The organism is Amycolatopsis sp. NPDC051106, assembly GCF_040682775.1.
Lineage (GTDB): Bacteria > Actinomycetota > Actinomycetes > Mycobacteriales > Pseudonocardiaceae > Amycolatopsis.
Genome location: NZ_JBFBBQ010000084.1, coordinates 20,281 through 38,406, shown reverse-complemented (window position 1 = coordinate 38,406; position 18,126 = coordinate 20,281). Strand labels below are relative to the sequence as shown.

Sequence of the window (18,126 nt, the reverse complement as noted above, 5' to 3'; positions counted from 1 at the left end):
TCTTCGCCATGGGATCCATGATGAGGGACATCCCTTCCAGGAGCTCCCGCCCCTGATCAGAGGTGTCCGCCAAACCGGGTCAAGCCCACGGCGTCGGACGCCAGGAATGAGTCATTCACTGCATGCGGCCGGGCCACTCGACACACTCGTGCCGGCGGCTCGGGGCTCGGCGAACCGGCGGCCAGGGGGCCAAGCTCGTCGCAGCGGCCGGACCGCCGGGGTCAGTACACGAGGTCCACGGGGCCCGCCGCCGCAACAGACCAAGCCTGCCGCAGCCGCCAAGCCGGGGCCTCGGCGGAGTGGGGCCGCCGGGCTGCCGGGCTGCCGGGGCCAGTGCGCGAAATCCACCGGACCTGCGCAGCCGCAACCACGCCAAGCCCACCGCGGCGGCCGGACCGCCAAGCCGCCAAGCCGCCAAGCGGCCGGGCTGCTGGGCTGCTGGGCTGCTGGGGCCAAGTGCGAGAAAGCCACCGGACCCGCCGCAGCCGCAACGCCAAGCCTGCCGCAGCCGCCAATCCGGGGCCAGTATGCGAAATCCACCCGACCTGCCGCAGACCATGCCCGCCGCGGCGGGGCGGGGTGCCGGGCTGCGAAGCCTCCGGGTCAGTAGACGAGGTCCACCGGGCTTGCCGAGGGTGGGCCGTCCAAGCGCCACTCCGTGCCCACGCGGATGAACCGGTACCAGCGCGCGTCGCGGCCGTAGCGCAGCTGCAGGTCTCCCTGCGTCAGGCGGTTGCGCCAGACCTTGGGTGTTCCCGGCAGCCCCGCCTCGGCCACGACCGCTTGCGCTTCGGCCAAGGGGCCGGGGCCCGGCTGCCACGTCTCGCGCACGATCGCCAAGCCGTCGCGGCCTGCTTCGCGCCAGGCCTCGGCCCAGTGGACCAAATCGCGCACGGGCACCCCGGCCGCGGTGGCCAAGGCCATGAACTCCGAGCCGGACCGGCCCGATGCGCGGCGGGCGAGGTCCTCCTCGAACGTCAGCTCCGCCGCCGTCGCGCCGGCCGTCAGCAGGTCGCGCGCCAGGGATGCGGCGTCCGCCGCCAGGCCGGAGAGCGTTGCCGCCGTCCAGCCCGTGCTCGGGGGCGGGTCGAGGTCCAGGGTCGCCGGTGGTCCGGCCACCCGCGGTGGCGGCGGCAGGGCCGGGATCGCGCCCGGCCGCCGGGCGTAGGCCGCACGCGGTGTCAGGCCTTCGTCCACGCGCTTCGGCAGCTTCGGCTTCTCGCCGCGCGCGGGGGCGCGGCGAGATCGCAGCTCGGCCAGGACGTCGCTCCGCGGGCGCCCCCGGAGCAGGAACAGCGTGAACGGGTCGCGGTCCACCTCGTCGGCGACCAGGTAGTACACCGCGGCGACGTGCTTGCACGGGTTCGCCGAGTCCGGGCACGAGCACCGCGGCCGCAGGTCGCCCGGACCCGGCAGGAGGTCGACGCCCGCCTCGCGAGCCTGCTCCGTCAGTGCGCCCGGCAGCTCGCCGTCGAGCAGCGCCGCCGCGTGCCCGAGCTGCGTGCCGACCACGCCGAGCAGCGTGTCCCACTCGCCGTCGGTGAAGGTGCGCATCGTGATCGTCACCTTGTACGGCTGCGGCCGGCTCCCCCGCACCCGCGCGCTCACCGCCCCGGCGCCGACGTGCAGCTCGCTGACCGTGCCCTGGCGCGCGTACGTCCGCCCGCGGGGCAGCCGGTTCGGGTCGAGCTTCGCGCGCTGCTCCAGCGCGTCGACCCAGGCGCGGCCCCACCACGTCCGCCCGAAGCTCCGCCTCGGCGGCATCACCCGCTCCCGAGCCGGACCAGGTCCGCGAGCTCGTCGTCGGACAGTTCGGTGATCCAGTCCTCCCCCGCGCCGACGATCGACTCGGCCAGCCCCCGCTTCTTTTCGAGCACCTGCGCGATCCGCTCCTCCAGGGTGCCCTCGGCGATCAGCCGGTGGACCTGCACCGGCCGGTCCTGGCCGATGCGGTACGCGCGGTCGGTCGCCTGGTCCTCGACCGCCGGGTTCCACCAGCGGTCGTAGTGGATCACGTGGGTGGCCCGGGTCAGGTTGAGCCCGACGCCGCCCGCCTTGAGCGAAAGCAGGAACACGGGGATCTCGCCGGCCTGGAACCGGTCGACCATGTCCTGGCGCTTCGCGGGCGAGCTTTCGCCGGACAGCAGTTCGGTGGGCAGGCCCCGGTCCTTGAGGCGGCGCTCGAGCAGCCGGCAGAGCTGGACGTACTGGCTGAAGACCAGCACGCTCTCACCCTCGTCGAGGATGACGTCCACCAGCTCTTCGAACGCGGCGAGCTTGCCGGACCGGCCGGTGAGCGCGCTGTGGGGTTCCTTGAGGAACTGGGCCGGGTGGTTGCAGATCTGCTTGAGCTCGGTGAGCAGCCGCAGAACCTGCCCGCGCCGTTTGACGCCCTCCGTCTCGCGGATTTCGGCGAGGTTCTCGCGCACGACGGCTTCGTAGAGCGTGGTCTGCTCGGCGGTGAGCGGCACGAACCGGTCGGTTTCGGTCTTGGGCGGCAGTTCCGGGGCGATGTCCGGGTCGGACTTGCGCCGCCGCAGCAGGAACGGCCGGACGGTGGCGGCCAGCCGTTCGGTGACGGCCTTGTCGCGATCACGCTCGATCGGACGCGCCACGGTGCGCCGGAACCGGTCGAGCGGGCCGAGCAGCCCGGGCGTGGTCCAGTCCACAATGGACCACAGCTCGGTCAGCCGGTTTTCGACCGGGGTCCCGGTGAGGGCGACCTTGGCCCGGGCCGGGATCTTCCGGAGTTCCTTGGCCGTGGCGGACAGGGGGTTCTTGACGTGCTGCGCCTCGTCCACGGCGACGAGTCCCCAGTCCACTTCGGACAGTGTCTCGCGGTCGCGGCGGAGGACGCCGTAGGTGGCCAGGACGACCTCGTCGGGGGCGAGGTCGTCGAGGTGGCGGCTGCCGCCGTGGAACCGGCGGACCGGGATGTCCGGGGCGAAGCGGGCGAACTCGCGTTCCCAGTTGCCGAGGAGGGAGGTCGGGCAGAGGACCAAGGTCGGGCCGCCGGTCGAGGCAGGGTGGGGCTCCGCAAGCTCCGCCGGACCAGGCCCGCCACCGGCCCCGAGTGCCGCCTCCACCGGGAGCGTGCCGAGCTGATCCGCGAGCGGCTCACTCCCGGACCCGAGCACCCCCGCCGACCCGGCCAGCGCTCGGCGGTGCAGGTGAAGGGCGATCAGCTGGATCGTCTTGCCCAGCCCCATGTCGTCCGCCAGGCATGCGCCCAGCCCGAGCCCGGTCATCGTCGCCAGCCACGCCAGTCCCGCCTGCTGGTACGGCCGCAGCGTCGCCCGCAACCCGGGCGGTGGGAGCACCGAAGCGCCCTCTCGATCGCGGATTCGCTCGGCCAGCCCGCCCAGCGCCGGGGGCGCCGCGAACTCGACGCGTTCGCCGTCCAGTTCCAGCTCGCCCGTCAGCGCCGCCGCCAGGGCCTCGCCCGCGTCGAGCTTGCGGGTGCGGCTCCGGACCCGCGCGAGCAGCTGGGGATCCACCCGCACCCACTGCCCGCGCAGCCGGACCAACGGGCGCTTCGCCTCCGCGAGGGCCGCGACCTCCGCCTCGGTCAGCTGCTCGCCGCCCAGGCTGAGCTGCCAGCGGAACTCCAGGAGACTCTTCAGCGCGAACTCCGCCTCCGTGACGCTCGCCGGCGCCTGGGTCGCGCTCGCCTTCGCCTTCACCTCGCCGGCGAACAGCCCCTTCGACCACAGCACTTCGATGCCGGCGCCGCCGAGGTCGCGGCTGCCGTCGGTCAGCAGGTCGACGACCTCGTCGTCGGTCAGCGGCAGCTCCGCGGGCGTCGCCTGCTCCAGCACCCGGCCGAGCGGCGGCCACGCCCGCGCGCCCCGGCGCAGGCCGAGCAGCAGCTGCGTCTCCACCTGGTCGCCCAGGCGGCTCAGCACCGCGTCCGGCGCCTCCCACAGCGTCGCCGCCTCGACCACCAGGCTCGCCTCCGCCATGCTGCGCACGGCCAGCACCCCGGCGAACGTGTCGTCGTCCCGGCCCTCGACCCGCAGCAGCACCTGGACCCCGCGGGGCTCACGGGCCTCCAGCTCGGCCAGCCAGGCCGCGCCGTCCGGGCCGAGCAACGCCGGTTCGCGGGCGGCGAACGCCGGGTCACCGGCCCCGACCGGCGCCGCCGGGCTGCGCGCCAGCAGGTCGGCCGTCGCGTCCCACAAAGCGCGGACCAGGGAGTCCGGCGAGTGCAGGCGGATGCGTTTGAGCCCACTGAGCGGCAGCGCGTAAGCCTCCGGCGGCAACGCCCCGGCCAAGCCTTGCAGCAGTTCCTCGTCGGCCGCGTCCAACGGCCCGATCCGCCAGGCCGCCGCCCCGCCCGGCGAGACGGCCGGCCGCAGCCGCCCCCGCGCGACGAGGTTCACCCCCGCGTTCACGGCCGCCGCCCACGCCGCGACGGCCGGGCTCGCCTCCTCCCCCACCGCGAGCAGGCGGGGCAAGGCTCGTTCGAGCGGGACGAGCTCCGCATCGACCTTCGTACGTGCGAACTTCGCGCCCCGGGGCAGCACGAGCTCGATCGTGGTCCCGCCGGCCACGTCGTCGCCCCACAAGGCCAGCACGCCGTCCCGCGGGGGATCCGCGGGAAGGTAGGTGGCCCGGGTGTCTGCGCTGAACTCCACGACGGCAACGCTAGAACACGCCCCCGACAGTTTCGGCCCCGGCGGCACGAACGGTCCTTTCGCACCGTCTCGTCAGGCAACCGGCTTTCAGCCGCGCGGCAGGCCCAGCAGCCGTTCCGCCGTCAGGGACCGCAGCACCTGAGTCGTGCCGCCCGCGATGGACAGGCAGCGCGTCAGCAGGAACTCGTGCTGGGCCGGACCGTCCGCGACCAGCGCACCCGCGCCCGCCAGCTCCAGCGCGAACTCCGCGACGTCCTGCCGGTGCCGCACCCCGAGCAGCTTCCGCACGCTCGACTCCGCGCCCGGATCCTGCCCCTCCAGCCGGCGAAGGGCAGCCCGCAGGTCCAGCACCGACCCCGCGACCCCGTCGGCCACCAGCGAGCCGAGCCGGTCCAACGCCACGTCGTCCAGCGCAGCGGCGTCCACAGTGGACACCAAGGACTGCACGCTCTCCCCCACCGCGGACCCGCTCCCGAGGGCCACCCGCTCGTTGGCCAGGGTCGTGCGCGCCAGCCGCCAGCCGCCTCCCGGCGTGCCGACGACGTCGGTGTCCGGGACGAACACGTCGTCCAGGAACACCTCGTTGAACACGGCCTCGCCGGTGATCTCCCGCAGCGGCCGCGTCGTGATGCCCTCGGCGCGCATGTCCACCAGGAAGTACGTGATCCCCTGGTGCTTGGGCACGTCCGGGTCGGTGCGCGCCAGGCAGATCCCCCAGTCGGCTTCGCGCGCCAGCGACGTCCACACCTTCTGCCCGGTCAGCCGCCAGCCGCCGTCGACGCGCCGCGCGGCCGTCCGCAGCGCCGCCAGGTCGGACCCGGCGCCCGGCTCGCTGAACAGCTGGCACCACGTGATTTCCCCACGCAGCGTCGGCCGCGCGAACCGGGTGCGCTGCTCGTCGCTGCCGTGTTCCAGGATCGTCGGCACCGACCACGCCCCGATCACCAGGTCCGGACGGCGGACGCCGGCCGCCGCCAAAGCGCCGTCGATCCGCAGCTGTTCCGCGGCGTCGGCACCGCGCCCGAACGGCTTCGGCCAGTGCGGCGTCAGCAAACCCGCATCGGCCAAAGCGACTCGCTGCGAAGACACGGGCAACGCGGCGATCCGCGACACCTCGTCCCGCAAGGCGGGATCCTCACCGACGTCGACGCTCAAGGTCCGTTCGGTCCCGGCGAGAGCCAGCGAAGCCGCCTGACGCCGCCACGGCCCCGAGCCGCCGAGCCACTGCCGCAACTCCACGGCCCGCCGCAGGTAGAGGTGCGCGTCGTGCTCCCAAGTGAAGCCGATCCCACCCAGCACCTGGACGCAGTCCTTCGCGTTGGCGACGGCGGCGTCGAGGGCGACGACGGCCGCGCTCGCCACCGACAACGGGTGCCGCCCGGAAGCGGCGTCCCAGGCCAGCGCTTCGGCCGCTTCGGCGCGGCACAGCATTTCGGCGCACAGGTGCTTGATCGCCTGGAACCCGCCGATGGGCTGACCGAACTGCTCGCGCACCTTGGCGTAGTCGACGGCGATGGTCAGGCAGCGACGCGCGACGCCCGCCGCCTCGGCCGCGGCCAAGGTCGCCGCCGACGGCCTGACCGGCGGCAGGGTCAGGACCTCGGCCCCGGCGCCGGAGTACCGGACGCGCGCCAGCGGGCGCGAGAAGTCGAACGGCGTCAGCGGCTCCACGGTCAGCCCGGGCGTTCCCGGCGCGAGCAGCACGTGGCCGCCGTCGACCGGCACCAGCAGCCAGGTCTCGGAGCCGACCCCGGGCACCGGCCCGGAGACGCCGTCGACGAGCGGGTCCAGCAGCACCGCGACCGTGGCCTCCCCCTCCGCGACGGCTGCGAGCAGTTCCTTCGCCGACGGAACCTCCGCGAGCAGCAAGCCCGCCAAAGCGGTGCCGAGCACCGGACCGGAAACGAGTTCTTCGGCCGCCGCGGCCAGCCCGGCGGCCAGGTCGGCGACGCTGCCGTCCGCGCCGCCGGCCGCGGCAGGCAGCGCCACGCCGAGCAGGCCCAGGTCGGCGAAACCCGCGGGAACCCCGGCGTTCCCCGCTGTTTCCGCCGCTCGCACCGCCTCTCGCGGGTGGTGCGCGGCGGACCAGGCGTGGATCGCCTCCGCCAGCGCGATCTGTTCCTCGGTGAGCGCGACCGGCATGGGCCCTCCTCGCGGGTACGGAACGCTACTCACGAGTGTAGAACGTGTTACAGTTTTTCGGCCAGTGGGTCGATTGGTGAACGTTCCGCCAGGACAGGTACTCTACGTCGTGAACTGGAACAAGTTCCGAAGGACGGGGGAATGCCGATGCCCGGCAAAGCCAAAGCGCCGGCGAAGGCACGCGGGAATGGCCTGAGCGCCATCGGCGCCGACGAACTCGGCTCGGCCGCCCAGCGCGACCGCCGCCGCCGGATCATCGACGCCACCCTCGCGCTGGCGTCCAAGGGCGGCTACGACGCCGTGCAGATGCGGGCCGTCGCCGAGAAGGCCGACGTCGCGCTCGGCACCCTGTACCGGTACTTCCCGTCCAAGATCCACCTGCTCGTGTCCGGTCTCGCGCGCGAGTTCGAGCGCGCGCAGGAGAAGCTGGAACGCCAGGCGATCCCCGGCGACACGCCGGCCGAGCGGCTGATGTTCGTGCTCGGCCGCAACACCCGCCTGATGCAGCGCGACCCGCACCTGACCGAGGCGATGGTCCGCGCGTTCATGTTCGCCGACACCTCCGCCGCCGCCGAGGTCGAGCAGGTCGGGCGGCTGATGGAGAACATGTTCGCCCAGGCCATGGGCATCTCCGAGCCGACCGAGGCCGACCGCGACATCTTCCACGTCGTCGCGGACGTCTGGATGGCGAACCTGGTGGCGTGGGTGACCCGCCGCGCGTCGGCGGCCGACGTCGCCAACCGCCTCGAGCTGTCGGTGCACCTGCTGCTGGACAAGTGATCCCGGCGGCGGTCGCCGAGGCGCACAGCCGGCTGCCCCGCGCGCCCGAACCGCTGAGCAGGTGCGCGACCCGTCGCCGCTGCCCGGCGGGACCGGGACGGCATCATCGAAGCGACCGCGGGCCGGACCGCCGAGGAACACCGGCGGGACCGCGCCCTCCCGGACCTGGGGCCGTGGCACGTCAGCGGTGCTCGGCGACCACCGCGGCCAGCTCGTCCAGCGCCTTGAGCGTCTCGGCCTCGGGCAGCGTCTCCAGCAGGAACGTGTAGCGCTCGACCCCCGCCTCGCGGAAGCCGTCGATCACCTTGGCCTTCGTGTCGCCGCCGAACACGGCGAACTCCACGTCGTCGCGTCCCTGGTCGGCGAGCCAGCCGCGGACGCGCTTGGCCTCGTCGAAGTGCGTGTGCCCGCGCAGCAGCCAGCCGTCGCCGTACCGGGCTAGACGCTTGAGCGCCGCTTCGCTCTCACCGCCGATGTAGATCGGCGGGTGCGGCTTGCGCACCGGCTTGGGCCAGGCGTAGATCGGGTCGAAGTCGACGTGCCGGCCGTGGAACTCGGCCTCGTCCTTCGTCCAGATCTCCTTGAGCGCGGCCAGTTGCTCGTCGATCAGCGCGCCGCGGGTCTTCGGGTCGGTGCCGTGGTTGCGCATCTCCTCGCGGTTCCAGCCGACCCCGACGCCGAACAGCACGCGCCCGTCGGAGATCAGGTCGAGGGACGCGACCTCCTTGGCCGTGTGGATCAGATCGCGCTGGATCAGCAGCGCGATGCCGGTGCCGAGCAGCAGCTCCGACGTCGCGGTCGCCGCCGCGGTGAGCGCCACGAACGGGTCGAGCGTGCGCTTGTACTTCTCCGGCAGGTCGCCCCCGCCCGGGTACGCGCTTTCCCGGCTGACCGGGATGTGCGAGTGCTCGGCCAGGAACAGCGAGTCGAAGCCGCGCTCTTCCAGCGCCGCGCCCAGCACGTCCGGCCGGATGCCCTCGTCGGTCACGAACGTCGAGATCCCGAATTTCATATCCCACCACTACCACCAGGGCGGCGGGGCGTGCATGATGGAGTGATCTCATCATCCGTTGAATAAGGGGGCAGTGATGGACGTGCAGGACGTCGACTTCGAACAGCTCTACCAGGGTGGCACGCCGATGGGCCGGAAGATGCCGTGGGACATCGGGGCGCCCCAACCCGCTGTCGTCGCCTTGGCCGACGCCGGCGAGTTCAGCGGCGAAGTGCTCGACATCGGCTGCGGCCTCGGCGACAACTCGGCGTTCCTCGCCTCCCGGGGCCTGAACGTCACCGGGCTGGACGGCGCGCCCTCGGCGATCGAGCAGGCCCGCGCCCGCACGCCCGACGTCACCTTCGCGGTCGCCGACGCGACGAAGCTCGAAGGCTACGAAGGACGCTTCGACACGGTCCTCGACAGCGCGCTCTACCACTGCCTGAGCGAGGACGAGCGGCGCGCGTACCTCGCCGCCCTGACCCGCGCGACGCGCCCGGGCGCGGCACTGCACTTGTTCTGCTTCTCCCCCGAGGTTCCGGACGCGTTCCCGGCGCCGTACCTGATCAGCGAGGCCAACCTGCGGGAGACGGTCGGGAAGGACTGGACGATCGAGCGCCTCGAGCCGGCCGTCTACACGACGTCGATGACGGCGGAAGAGCTGCGGCAGAGCGTCCGGGTGGTGCTCGGCGAGGAGCCGGCGAGCCTGACCGGGATGGACACCGACGACGACGGCCACGTCCTGGTCCCGGTCTGGCAGCTGAAGGCCGTACGCCGCTAGGGCGTGTCTGACAAACATCCCGGTTGGTTGCTGAGATGCTGTCGGTCGTGTCGCGGTTTCAGTTGCTCTCGGATGCTCAGTGGGCATTGATCGATGACCTGCTTCCGGTCCGCACCGGTAAGCGCGGACGCCCGTTCTCCGACGCACGGGCGATGGTCGAGGGGATCATCTACCGGTATCGGTGCGGGATCGCGTGGCGGGATGTGCCGGCGATCTTCGGTCCGTGGCAGACGATATGGACCTGGCATCGCCGGATGGCCGGCGACGGAACCTGGGACACCGTGCTGCACCGCCTGCTCACCGAAGCAGACGCTGCAGGCATGATCGACTGGTCGGTGTCGGTGGACTCCACGATCGCGCGAGCGCATCAGCACGCCACCAACATCACCCGCCCCACAGGGGGCTGGGTCGAACTACACGGATCTGCGCACCGAGCCGCCTGACCACGCGATCGGCCGCTCCCGCGGCGGCTGGAGCACCAAAGTGCACCACCTCGTCGACGGCAACGGCCGACCACTGGTGACGTTGGTCGGTCCCGGCCAGGCCGGGGACGCGCCGATGTTCCCGCACCTGATGCGGCATCTGGCGATCCGTCGGGTCGGGCGCGGCCGAGCCCGCACCCGGCCCGACCGTGTCCGCGGCGACAAGGCCTATTCCTCGAGGGCGATCCGCGGACATTTACGCGATCGCGGCATCACCGCGGTGATCCCCGAACCAGCCGATCAGGTCGGGCACCGCAAACGCCGCGGTTCCCGCGGCGGGCGCCCGCCCGCCTTCGATTCGGTGGATTACCGCGGTCGCAACGTGATCGAACGCCGGTTCAACCTGCTCAAGCAGTGGCGTGGCTTGGCCACTCGCTACGACAAGTTCGCCATCGTCTACCGATCAGCGGTCGTCCTGCATGCCGTGGTCACGTGACCAAGGCATTGTCAGACACGCCCTAGACGTTGCGCCGGTACTGGCCGCCGACCTCGAAGAACGCCTCCGTGATCTGACCCAGCGAGCACACCCGCGCGGCATCCATCAGCACTCCGAACAGGTTGCCGCCGCGGGTGGCCGCCTCGCGCAGCGCCTTCAGGGCCTGCTGGGCCTCCTCGTGGTGGCGGTGCTGGAAGTCGGCCAGGCGGTCCAGCTGGGACTTCTTCTCGTCCTCCGTGGCCCGCGCGAGCTCGACCTCGACGTCGGATTCGCCTTCACGCGGGTTGCGGAACGTGTTGACGCCGATGATCGGCAGCGAGCCGTCGTGCTTCTTGCGCTCGTACAGGATCGACTCGTCCTGGATCTTGCCGCGCTGGTAGCCCGTCTCCATCGCGCCGAGCACGCCGCCGCGCTCGGAGATCCGGTCGAACTCGGCCAGCACGGCCTCCTCGACCAGGTCGGTCAGCTCGTCGATGACGAACGAACCCTGCAGCGGGTTCTCGTTCTTCGACAGGCCCCACTCCTTGTTGATGATCATCTGGATGGCCATCGCGCGGCGCACCGACGACTCCGACGGCGTCGTGATCGCCTCGTCGAACGCGTTGGTGTGCAAGGAGTTCGCGTTGTCGTACAGCGCGCAGAGTGCCTGCAGCGTCGTGCGGATGTCGTTGAAGCTCATCTCCTGCGCGTGCAGCGACCGCCCGGACGTCTGCACGTGGTACTTGAGCTTCTGCGACCGCTCGTTCGCGCCGTAGCGCTCGCGCATCGCCACGGCCCAGATCCGCCGCGCGACCCGGCCGAGCACCGAGTACTCCGCGTCCATGCCGTTGGAGAAGAAGAACGACAGGTTCGGCGCGAAGTCGTCGATGTCCATGCCGCGCGCCAGGTACGACTCGACGTAGGTGAAGCCGTTGGACAGCGTGAAGGCCAGCTGCGAGATGGGGTTCGCCCCGGCCTCGGCGATGTGGTAGCCGGAGATCGACACCGAGTAGAAGTTCCGGACGCCGTGCTCGATGAACCACTCCTGGATGTCGGCCATCATCCGGAGGCTGAACTCGGTGGAGAAGATGCAGGTGTTCTGACCCTGGTCCTCCTTGAGGATGTCGGCCTGCACCGTGCCGCGCACGTTCTTCAACGCCCACTCACGCAGCTCGGCGGCCTCGGCCCCGGACGGCTCGCGGCCGTGCTCCGCCTTGAACTCCTCGATCTTCTGATCGATCGCGGTGTTGAGGAAGAAGGCCAGGATCGTCGGCGCCGGGCCGTTGATCGTCATCGACACCGACGTGTTCGGCGCGGTCAGGTCGAAGCCGTCGTAGAGGACCTTCATGTCCTCGAGCGACGCGATGGACACGCCCGACGTGCCGACCTTGCCGTAGATGTCCGGGCGCGTGTCGGGATCGTGGCCGTAGAGGGTCACCGAATCGAACGCCGTCGAGAGCCGCTTGGCCTCGGAGTCGGCCGAGAGCAGCTTGAAGCGGCGGTTGGTGCGGAACGCGTCGCCCTCGCCGGCGAACATCCGCGCCGGGTCCTCGCCCTCGCGCTTGAACGGGAAAACACCCGCGGTGTACGGGAAGTAGCCCGGCAGGTTCTCGCGGCGCAGGAACGACAGCAGCTCACCGGACTCGGCGTAGCGCGGCAGGGCGACGCGCGGGATCCGGTTGCCGGACAGCGTGTCGCGCCACAGCTGCGTGCGCAGCTCCTTGTCACGGATCTTGACGACCAGCTCGTCCTGGCGGTACTCCGCCGACAGCGCCTGGAAGCGCTCGAGGAGCTTTGTCGACTCGCCGTCCACATCGGACTCGGCCGCGGCCAGCAGGCCGTCCAGCGCGTCCGTGGAAGCGTCCACCTTGGACAGCTCGGCACGCGCCAGTGCCAGCGCGTCGCGCCTGCGGATCGCGGCGACCTGCTGCGCGGTCTTCGCGTGGTACCCGCGCACGGTCTCGGAGATCTCGGCCAGGTAGCGGGACCGGTTGCCCGGGATGATCGTCGACGCGTCGGTCGACACCTTGCCCTCGACCCGCGGCAGCGTCCCGGCGGACACGCCGAGGCCCCGCTCGGCGAGCAGGCCGCGCAGGTGCTGGTACAGCGCGGTGACGCCGTCGTCGTTGAACTTCGCCGCGCTCGTGCCGTACACCGGCATGTCCTCCGGGCCTTCCGAGAAGGCCTCGCGGTTGCGCACCAGCTGGCGCGCGACGTCCCGGCGGGCGTCCTCGGCGCCGCGGCGCTCGAACTTGTTGATCGCGACGACGTCGGCGAAGTCGAGCATGTCGATCTTCTCCAGCTGCGACGCGGCGCCGAACTCCGGCGTCATCACGTACAGCGACTCGTCCACGAAGTCGACGATCCCGGCGTCGCCCTGGCCGATGCCCGGCGTCTCGACGATCACCAGGTCGTACCCGGCGGCCTTGCACGCCAGGATCGCCTCGCTCAGCCCGGCCGGGATCTCGCCGGACGTCGTGCGCGTCGCGAGCGAGCGGAAGTACACCGGTGAGCCGTCGAGGCAGTTCATCCGGATGCGGTCGCCGAGCAGCGCGCCGCCGCCCTTGCGCCGCGACGGGTCGACCGCGAGCACCGCGATCCGCAGCTTGTCCTCCTGGTCGAGGCGGAAGCGGCGGATCAGCTCGTCGGTGAGCGACGACTTGCCCGAGCCGCCGGTGCCGGTGATGCCCAGCACCGGTACCTCGCGCTTGCCCGCGGCCTCGGTGAGGCCGCTCAGCAGCTCGCCGGGAAGCTGCTCCGCCTGCAGCTGCGTGATGACGCGCGAGAGCGCGGCGACGTCGCCGGAGAGCACCTTGTCCAGCGCGGGGGCCTCGGCCGCGAGGTCGACGTCGCAGGCCTTGATCATCAGGTTGATCATGCCCGGGAGGCCCATCTCGTACCCGTCCTCGGGCGAGAAGATGCGGGCGACGCCGCGCGAGTGCAGCAGCTCGATCTCCTCGCGCACGATCACCCCGCCCCCGCCGCCGAACACCTTGATGTGGCCCGCGCCGCGCTCGCGCAGCAGCTCGACCAGGTAGGAGAAGTACTCGACGTGCCCGCCCTGGTAAGCCGAGATGGCGACACCCTGGACGTCCTCGGCGATGGCCGCGGTGGCGACCTCGTCGACCGACCGGTTGTGGCCGAGGTGCACGACCTCCGCGCCCTGCGACTGCAGGATCCGCCGCATGATGTTGATCGACGCGTCGTGGCCGTCGAAGAGACTCGACGCCGTGACGAACCGGACGGGGTGCGCGGGGCGGTACAGCTCACTGCTCATCCCTCCAAAATACTTTGGCTTCCTACTATTGGAAACCCGAAGACCCGTGACGCGGATCTCAGCGGCACCCCGAGAGGACTTGACATGGTCCAGCTCGGCGCTATGTTTAACATATCCGTTAATTAACAAGGTGCTGAAATGACAACTGACCAGTTGAGCCGGACGTTCTCGGCGCTCGCCGATCCGACCCGGCGCGCCATCCTCGCCCGGCTGTCGGCCGGCGAAGCGACGGTGAACGAGCTCGCCGAGCCGTTCACGATGAGCCTGCCCGCGGTTTCGCGGCACCTGAAGGTGCTGGAACAGGCCGGGTTGATCACCCGCGGCCGCACGCGTCAGTGGCGGCCCTGCCGGCTGGAGGCGAAACCCTTGGAAGACGTCGCCGACTGGGTCGCGACCTACCGCCGGTTCTGGGACGGCGGGTTCGACCGGCTCGAGGACCACCTGAGGAGCTTGACCGGCGATGCCTGACCTGGAGATCACGCGCGTCTTCGACGACCCGCGCGAGCTCGTGTTCGCCGCCTGGACGCACCCGGACCACCTGGCGAGCTGGTTCGGCCCGCACGGCTTCACCTGCGCCGCCGTCACCCTCGACCCGCGGCCCGGCGGCCGCTGGCGCGCCTGCATCCGCTCCCCCGAAGGCGAGGACCACTGGATGCACGGCGTCTACCGCGAGGTCAGCGCCCCCGAGCGGCTCGTGTTCACCTTCGCCTGGGAAGCCCAGGAGCTGGAGACGCTCGTGACGATCGGCTTCGCCGGCCTCGACGGCAAGACCGAGATGACCTTCCGCCAGACCGGCTTCCCGTCCGCCGCCGAGCGCGACGGCCACCACGAGGGCTGGACCTCCAGCTTCGACGACCTGACCGGCTCCATCCGAGGAAAGGACGACCGATGACCGCCACCCTGCCCGAGATCGCCTCACCGGAGGAATGGCAGGCCGCGCGCGACGCGCTGCTGGTCAAGGAGAAGGAGCACATGAAGGCGGCCGACCGCCTCGCCGCCGAGCGCCGCCGGCTGCCGATGGTCCGCTTCGACGCGAAGTACCCCTTCGAGAGCGCAGACGGCCCGGTCAGCCTGCTCGACCTGTTCGAAGGCCGCCGTCAGCTGATCGTCTACCACTTCATGCTGCACCCCGGCGACGAGGCGGGCTGCCCCGGCTGCTCCCTGCTCGTCGACAACATGCCGCACCTGGCCCACCTGCACGCCCGCGACGTCACGCTCAAGGTCGTCGCGCCGGCGACCCTGGCGGAGATCGAGCGGTACAAGGCGCGGATGGGCTGGGACGTGCCGTGGGTGTCCGCGCACGGCACCGGGTTCACCGAAGACTGCGGCGTCGGCACGGGGTTCGGCGTGAGCGTGTTCCTGCGCGACGGCGACGACGTCTACCGGACGTACTTCACCTCCGGCCGCGGCGGCGAGATGTTCCTGGCCTCGCACCGCTACCTCGACGTCACGCCGCTGGGGCGCCAGGAGGCGTGGGAAGAGGACAGCCACGGCGACGACGCGCCGGGCTCGTGGTGGCGCCGCCACGACGAATACTGAAAACGTCGCGGGCCCGTGTCCGGTCGACGTCCTCGCCTCCGACCGTCGGGTGCGAACACCCTTCACGAGGAGATCGAGATGCGCGAGATCGTCTACCTGGTCCACACGTCCCTGGACGGCTGCGTCGAGGGACCGAAAGGCGAGTTCGACTGGGCGATGATGGGCCCGGAGCTGTCCGGCTATTCGCGGGAGCTGACCACCCGCTGCGGCGAGTTCGCCTACGGGCGGAAGGTCTGGGACATGATGTCGTCCTACTGGCCGGACGCCGAGTCGATCTCGGACGACCCGCACGACGTCGCGTTCGCGCCTGTCTGGCGGGAGACGCCGAAGGTGGTGTTCTCGCGGACGCTGGAAAAGCCCGGCTGGAACACCCGCGTCGTCGGCGGCGACCTCGATGCGGCCGTCACCGCGCTCAAGGCAGAACCGGGCGGGGACCTGCTGCTGATGGGCGGCGCGGACCTGGCCGCGGAGCTGGGCTCGCGCGGCCTGATCGACGAGTACCTGGTGTTCGTGCACCCGGTCGTCCTCGGCGGCACGAAGCGCCCGTTCGCCGAAGGCACGACGCGGCTCGGCCTCACCCTCGTCGAGTCACGCACGTTCGACGGGCAGGCCGTGCTGCTGCGGTACCGCCAGGCGTGACGCGTCGGGCCCGGGGTTTCCCCGGGCCCGGACGGCGTCAGCGGTTCTTGGCCGCCCGCAGCGCGATCCACTGGCGCATCGCGTACTCGACCAGCGTGATCAGCGTCTGCTTCGTCGACTCGCGGTCCCGGGCGTCGCAGCGGACGATCGGGATGTTCGGGTCGATCGACAGGGCCTCGCGCACGTCGTTGATGTCGTGCTCCAGCACGCCGTCGAACGTGTTGACGCCGACGATGTACGGCAGGCCCCGGTCTTCGAAGAAGTCGATCGGGGCGAACGAGTCGGCCAGCCGGCGGGTGTCCGCCAGCACGACCGCGCCGATCGCGCCGCGGACCAGGTCGTCCCACATGAACCAGAACCGCTGCTGTCCGGGCGTGCCGAACAGGTAGAGGATCAGGTCCGCGTCCAGCGAGACCCGGCCGAAGTCCATCGCCACCGTGGTCGTCGACTTGCCCGGCGTGTGGTCGAGGTTGTCGACCCCGACGCTCGCGTCGGTCATCATCGCCTCGGTGGTGAGAGGCACGATCTCCGACACCGACCCGACGAAGGTCGTCTTCCCCGCACCGAAACCGCCAGCCACCACGATCTTGGCGGATGTCATGGTCGGGGGCGCGGTGTCCCGCGGTGCCTTAAAGCCGACGGAGTCCACTCAAAACCCTTTCCATCAACACCAGATGTGCCTCGGCGCCGTCATTGCCCGTTATCGTCTTGTGCACCGTGACCAGCCCCGCGTCCGCCGCGTCGCTGATCAGCACCCGGGCCACGCCCAAGGGCACCCGCAAGGCCGACACGAGCTCGGCGACCGAACGGGGGGTCCGGCACTCTTCCATGATCGAGACGCACTCGATCAGCTCCGTGGCCACCTCGGGGAAGCCACCCGTGGCAGCGTAGTCCTTCGCGGAGATCAGTGTCTCCAGCTCCAGGGCGTAGTTTGCCCGGGTGCGGCCGCCGGTCAAAGCGTAGGGCCGGACGATCGCCGTCTGCTCCTCGGGCGCGAGCGGCTGTTCGAACACCGCGGGCATGACGAACTCGCCGCTGGGCGGGCCCGGGTCGAACAAACCGCCTGGTCTGGGGCTGTCCCCGTCGGTACTGCCGGGGGGCGAGACTAAAGAGGTCACTCGATCTCCTTGGTCGGCCGACGGCGCGGGCGCCGGCGGTTCCGCGGCCGCGTGCGCACCGGCGGCCGGGGGTGGCGGGGACTCCTTGCTCTTCTTGCGCTTCCGGCGGGCACGGCCGGAATCCAGGGTGAACCCGTTGAGGACGTCGGCGAACGTGCCGTCGTCCTCTCTCCCGGGGGGCCGCTGCCCCTCGGGTGGTTCGCCGCCGAATCCGGACCCCGTGCTCATCGCGCCATCATCCCACCGGTTCGCCGATCAGCGACCCACCCGATCCCTGGAGCTGAGCGCGCAGCTCCGGGGTCAGGATCTGGCCGACCCGGTCGACGAGCATCGTCATCTCGTAGGCGACCTGCCCGATGTCGCAGTTCGGCGCGGCGAGCACGGCCAGGCAGGATCCGTCGCTGATCGACATCAGCACCATGATCCCCAGCTCCATCTCGACGACGGTCTCGTTGACCGCCCCGGCCTCGAAGCACCGCGCGGCGCCCTGGGTGAGGCTGACCAGGCCCGAGGCGACCGCCGCGAGCTGATCGGCCCGGTCGAGCGGCAGCCGGTTCGAAGCGCTCAGCAGCAGCCCGTCCGCCGAGACGACCACGGCGTGGGCCACGCCGGGCACCCGCTCCGCGAAGTCGTTGATCAGCCAGCCGAATTGATTCTGCGACGGCTGTGCGCTACTCGGCGAGGTCATTCACCCTCCAGTGTCTCGTGGTTGGTCTCGGCCCGCGCGGTGCGGTGGCGTCCGCGCTCGATGCCCTGCTGGAAGCTTCGCAGGCGGCCGCGCACGTCGTGTGCGTCCCGTTGTGGTCGGGGGGCCGTGGCCCCGGTGGGCGGTCCGGCGCTGCCCGGGAGCAACTGCTCCCCCCGACGGCGCCGGGGCAATCCTGCCGAAGTGAACGTGGCGGGTGCCGACTGGGACACCGCTTGCACCGCTCGCCAGCCCTCATCGGGACCGAAGTTCCACTCGGCGGTGACTTCTTCCTGCCGCGGGGCCGGAGTTTCCGCCGCGGCGGCGCCCCGGCGGGACGGCAGCGTCGAGGGCGGCTCGGCGGGACGCCCGGCGCTGCCCGGCTGCGGAAGCGGCCCCTCCGAGAAGGCCGGGGACGGCCGCTCGCCGGATTGCGCCGGTTCGGACTGCTGCAGCCCGCCGAAGGCCGGCGGCCGGGGCTGCCGGCTCGGCAGCGGACCGGGCTCCGGCCGAGCGGCCGGCTCGCCGGACTCCGGCCGGCGGTCGCCCTGCTGCCCGGGCTGGAGGGCACCTTGCTGCCCGGGCTGCTGGAGCTCCCCGGACTGAGCCGCGGGAGCTTGGTCCGGCTGCGCCAAACCGT

General features: G+C 71.5%; 16 protein-coding genes and 1 pseudogene. 8 read left to right on the top strand and 9 right to left on the bottom strand.

Annotated elements, in window-relative coordinates:
- Nucleotides 1-603: 603 nt before the first annotated feature.
- The 3 genes from AB0M83_RS39085 to AB0M83_RS39075 all read right to left on the bottom strand — a co-directional run bounded on the left by AB0M83_RS39085 (nt 604) and on the right by AB0M83_RS39075 (nt 6,779).
- Nucleotides 604-1,764, bottom strand: coding sequence for an SWIM zinc finger family protein (locus AB0M83_RS39085; RefSeq protein WP_364525268.1), 1,161 nt, complete (start codon nt 1,762-1,764; stop codon nt 604-606).
- Nucleotides 1,764-4,637, bottom strand: coding sequence for a DEAD/DEAH box helicase (locus AB0M83_RS39080; RefSeq protein WP_364525266.1), 2,874 nt, complete (start codon nt 4,635-4,637; stop codon nt 1,764-1,766). Before AB0M83_RS39080 ends, AB0M83_RS39085 begins: the two co-directional genes overlap by 1 nt.
- Before the next feature lie 87 nt (nt 4,638-4,724).
- Nucleotides 4,725-6,779 carry an acyl-CoA dehydrogenase gene (locus AB0M83_RS39075; protein WP_364525264.1) on the bottom strand — a complete coding sequence of 685 codons (2,055 nt, stop codon included), beginning with the start codon at nt 6,777-6,779 and terminating at the stop codon, nt 4,725-4,727.
- A 141-nt stretch (nt 6,780-6,920) separates the two neighbouring features.
- Here AB0M83_RS39075 and kstR point away from each other — a divergent pair, with 141 nt between their 5' ends.
- Nucleotides 6,921-7,559 carry a cholesterol catabolism transcriptional regulator KstR gene (gene kstR / locus AB0M83_RS39070; protein WP_364525262.1) on the top strand — a complete coding sequence of 213 codons (639 nt, stop codon included), beginning with the start codon at nt 6,921-6,923 and terminating at the stop codon, nt 7,557-7,559.
- 181 nt (nt 7,560-7,740) lie between these two features.
- On the opposite strand, the gene AB0M83_RS39065 is transcribed toward kstR, so the two are convergent.
- Nucleotides 7,741-8,571 (bottom strand): LLM class F420-dependent oxidoreductase, encoded by an 831-nt coding sequence (locus AB0M83_RS39065; RefSeq protein ID WP_364525260.1) that lies wholly within the window; start codon nt 8,569-8,571, stop codon nt 7,741-7,743.
- A 76-nt stretch (nt 8,572-8,647) separates the two neighbouring features.
- Here AB0M83_RS39065 and AB0M83_RS39060 point away from each other — a divergent pair, with 76 nt between their 5' ends.
- The 3 genes from AB0M83_RS39060 to AB0M83_RS39050 are packed head-to-tail and all read left to right on the top strand — an operon-like array spanning nt 8,648 to nt 10,249.
- The gene (locus AB0M83_RS39060) at nt 8,648-9,331 is read left to right on the top strand and encodes a class I SAM-dependent methyltransferase (protein ID WP_364525258.1); all 684 of its coding nucleotides are present in this window, start codon (nt 8,648-8,650) and stop codon (nt 9,329-9,331) included.
- 35 nt (nt 9,332-9,366) lie between these two features.
- Nucleotides 9,367-9,774 carry a transposase gene (locus tag AB0M83_RS39055; RefSeq protein WP_364525256.1) on the top strand — a complete coding sequence of 136 codons (408 nt, stop codon included), beginning with the start codon at nt 9,367-9,369 and terminating at the stop codon, nt 9,772-9,774.
- 40 nt (nt 9,775-9,814) lie between these two features.
- Nucleotides 9,815-10,249 carry a transposase gene (locus AB0M83_RS39050; RefSeq protein ID WP_364525253.1) on the top strand — a complete coding sequence of 145 codons (435 nt, stop codon included), beginning with the start codon at nt 9,815-9,817 and terminating at the stop codon, nt 10,247-10,249.
- 22 nt (nt 10,250-10,271) lie between these two features.
- Here the strand turns inward: AB0M83_RS39050 and icmF are convergent, their stop codons facing one another.
- Entirely contained in the window at nt 10,272-13,505 is a 3,234-nt protein-coding gene (gene icmF / locus AB0M83_RS39045) for a fused isobutyryl-CoA mutase/GTPase IcmF (protein ID WP_364525251.1), read from the bottom strand.
- Nucleotides 13,506-13,643: 138 nt separating this feature from the next.
- Here icmF and AB0M83_RS39040 point away from each other — a divergent pair, with 138 nt between their 5' ends.
- From AB0M83_RS39040 to AB0M83_RS39025, 4 genes are all read left to right on the top strand, one after another.
- A complete protein-coding gene (locus AB0M83_RS39040) occupies nt 13,644-13,973 on the top strand; it encodes a metalloregulator ArsR/SmtB family transcription factor (RefSeq protein ID WP_364525249.1) in 330 nt (109 codons plus the stop codon).
- Nucleotides 13,966-14,397: an SRPBCC domain-containing protein gene (locus tag AB0M83_RS39035; RefSeq protein ID WP_364525247.1), complete on the top strand. Its 432-nt coding sequence runs from the start codon at nt 13,966-13,968 to the stop codon at nt 14,395-14,397. The genes AB0M83_RS39040 and AB0M83_RS39035 overlap by 8 nt, the downstream gene beginning before the upstream one ends.
- Complete coding sequence (locus AB0M83_RS39030) at nt 14,394-15,044, top strand: DUF899 domain-containing protein (protein ID WP_364525245.1); 651 nt, start codon at nt 14,394-14,396, stop codon at nt 15,042-15,044. The genes AB0M83_RS39035 and AB0M83_RS39030 overlap by 4 nt, the downstream gene beginning before the upstream one ends.
- 78 nt (nt 15,045-15,122) lie before the next feature.
- On the top strand, nt 15,123-15,683 hold the full coding sequence (locus AB0M83_RS39025) for a dihydrofolate reductase family protein (RefSeq protein WP_364525243.1): 561 nt from the start codon (nt 15,123-15,125) through the stop codon (nt 15,681-15,683).
- A gap of 37 nt (nt 15,684-15,720) precedes the next feature.
- Here the strand turns inward: AB0M83_RS39025 and AB0M83_RS39020 are convergent, their stop codons facing one another.
- The 4 genes and pseudogenes from AB0M83_RS39020 to AB0M83_RS39005 form a co-directional block, all read right to left on the bottom strand.
- Nucleotides 15,721-16,284, bottom strand: coding sequence for an ATP/GTP-binding protein (locus AB0M83_RS39020; protein ID WP_284741211.1), 564 nt, complete (start codon nt 16,282-16,284; stop codon nt 15,721-15,723).
- Nucleotides 16,285-16,312: 28 nt separating this feature from the next.
- Entirely contained in the window at nt 16,313-17,029 is a 717-nt protein-coding gene (locus AB0M83_RS39015) for a DUF742 domain-containing protein (RefSeq protein WP_364525241.1), read from the bottom strand.
- A 7-nt stretch (nt 17,030-17,036) separates the two neighbouring features.
- Nucleotides 17,037-17,489, bottom strand: coding sequence for a roadblock/LC7 domain-containing protein (locus AB0M83_RS39010; protein WP_284741209.1), 453 nt, complete (start codon nt 17,487-17,489; stop codon nt 17,037-17,039).
- Nucleotides 17,486-18,126: pseudogene (locus AB0M83_RS39005) on the bottom strand (histidine kinase); the annotation flags it as partial. The pseudogene AB0M83_RS39005 and the gene AB0M83_RS39010, both read right to left, overlap by 4 nt.

Coding starts and splice junctions, on each gene's coding strand:
- AB0M83_RS39085 (WP_364525268.1), bottom strand. CDS start 1,764: ATGCCGCCGAGGCGGAGCTTCGGGCGGACGTGGTGGGGCCGCGCCTGG.
- AB0M83_RS39075 (WP_364525264.1), bottom strand. CDS start 6,779: ATGCCGGTCGCGCTCACCGAGGAACAGATCGCGCTGGCGGAGGCGATC.
- kstR (WP_364525262.1), top strand. CDS start 6,921: ATGCCGATGCCCGGCAAAGCCAAAGCGCCGGCGAAGGCACGCGGGAAT.
- AB0M83_RS39065 (WP_364525260.1), bottom strand. CDS start 8,571: ATGAAATTCGGGATCTCGACGTTCGTGACCGACGAGGGCATCCGGCCG.
- AB0M83_RS39060 (WP_364525258.1), top strand. CDS start 8,648: ATGGACGTGCAGGACGTCGACTTCGAACAGCTCTACCAGGGTGGCACG.
- AB0M83_RS39055 (WP_364525256.1), top strand. CDS start 9,367: ATGCTGTCGGTCGTGTCGCGGTTTCAGTTGCTCTCGGATGCTCAGTGG.
- icmF (WP_364525251.1), bottom strand. CDS start 13,505: ATGAGCAGTGAGCTGTACCGCCCCGCGCACCCCGTCCGGTTCGTCACG.
- AB0M83_RS39040 (WP_364525249.1), top strand. CDS start 13,644: ATGACAACTGACCAGTTGAGCCGGACGTTCTCGGCGCTCGCCGATCCG.
- AB0M83_RS39035 (WP_364525247.1), top strand. CDS start 13,966: ATGCCTGACCTGGAGATCACGCGCGTCTTCGACGACCCGCGCGAGCTC.
- AB0M83_RS39030 (WP_364525245.1), top strand. CDS start 14,394: ATGACCGCCACCCTGCCCGAGATCGCCTCACCGGAGGAATGGCAGGCC.
- AB0M83_RS39025 (WP_364525243.1), top strand. CDS start 15,123: ATGCGCGAGATCGTCTACCTGGTCCACACGTCCCTGGACGGCTGCGTC.
- AB0M83_RS39020 (WP_284741211.1), bottom strand. CDS start 16,284: ATGACATCCGCCAAGATCGTGGTGGCTGGCGGTTTCGGTGCGGGGAAG.
- AB0M83_RS39015 (WP_364525241.1), bottom strand. CDS start 17,029: ATGAGCACGGGGTCCGGATTCGGCGGCGAACCACCCGAGGGGCAGCGG.
- AB0M83_RS39010 (WP_284741209.1), bottom strand. CDS start 17,489: ATGACCTCGCCGAGTAGCGCACAGCCGTCGCAGAATCAATTCGGCTGG.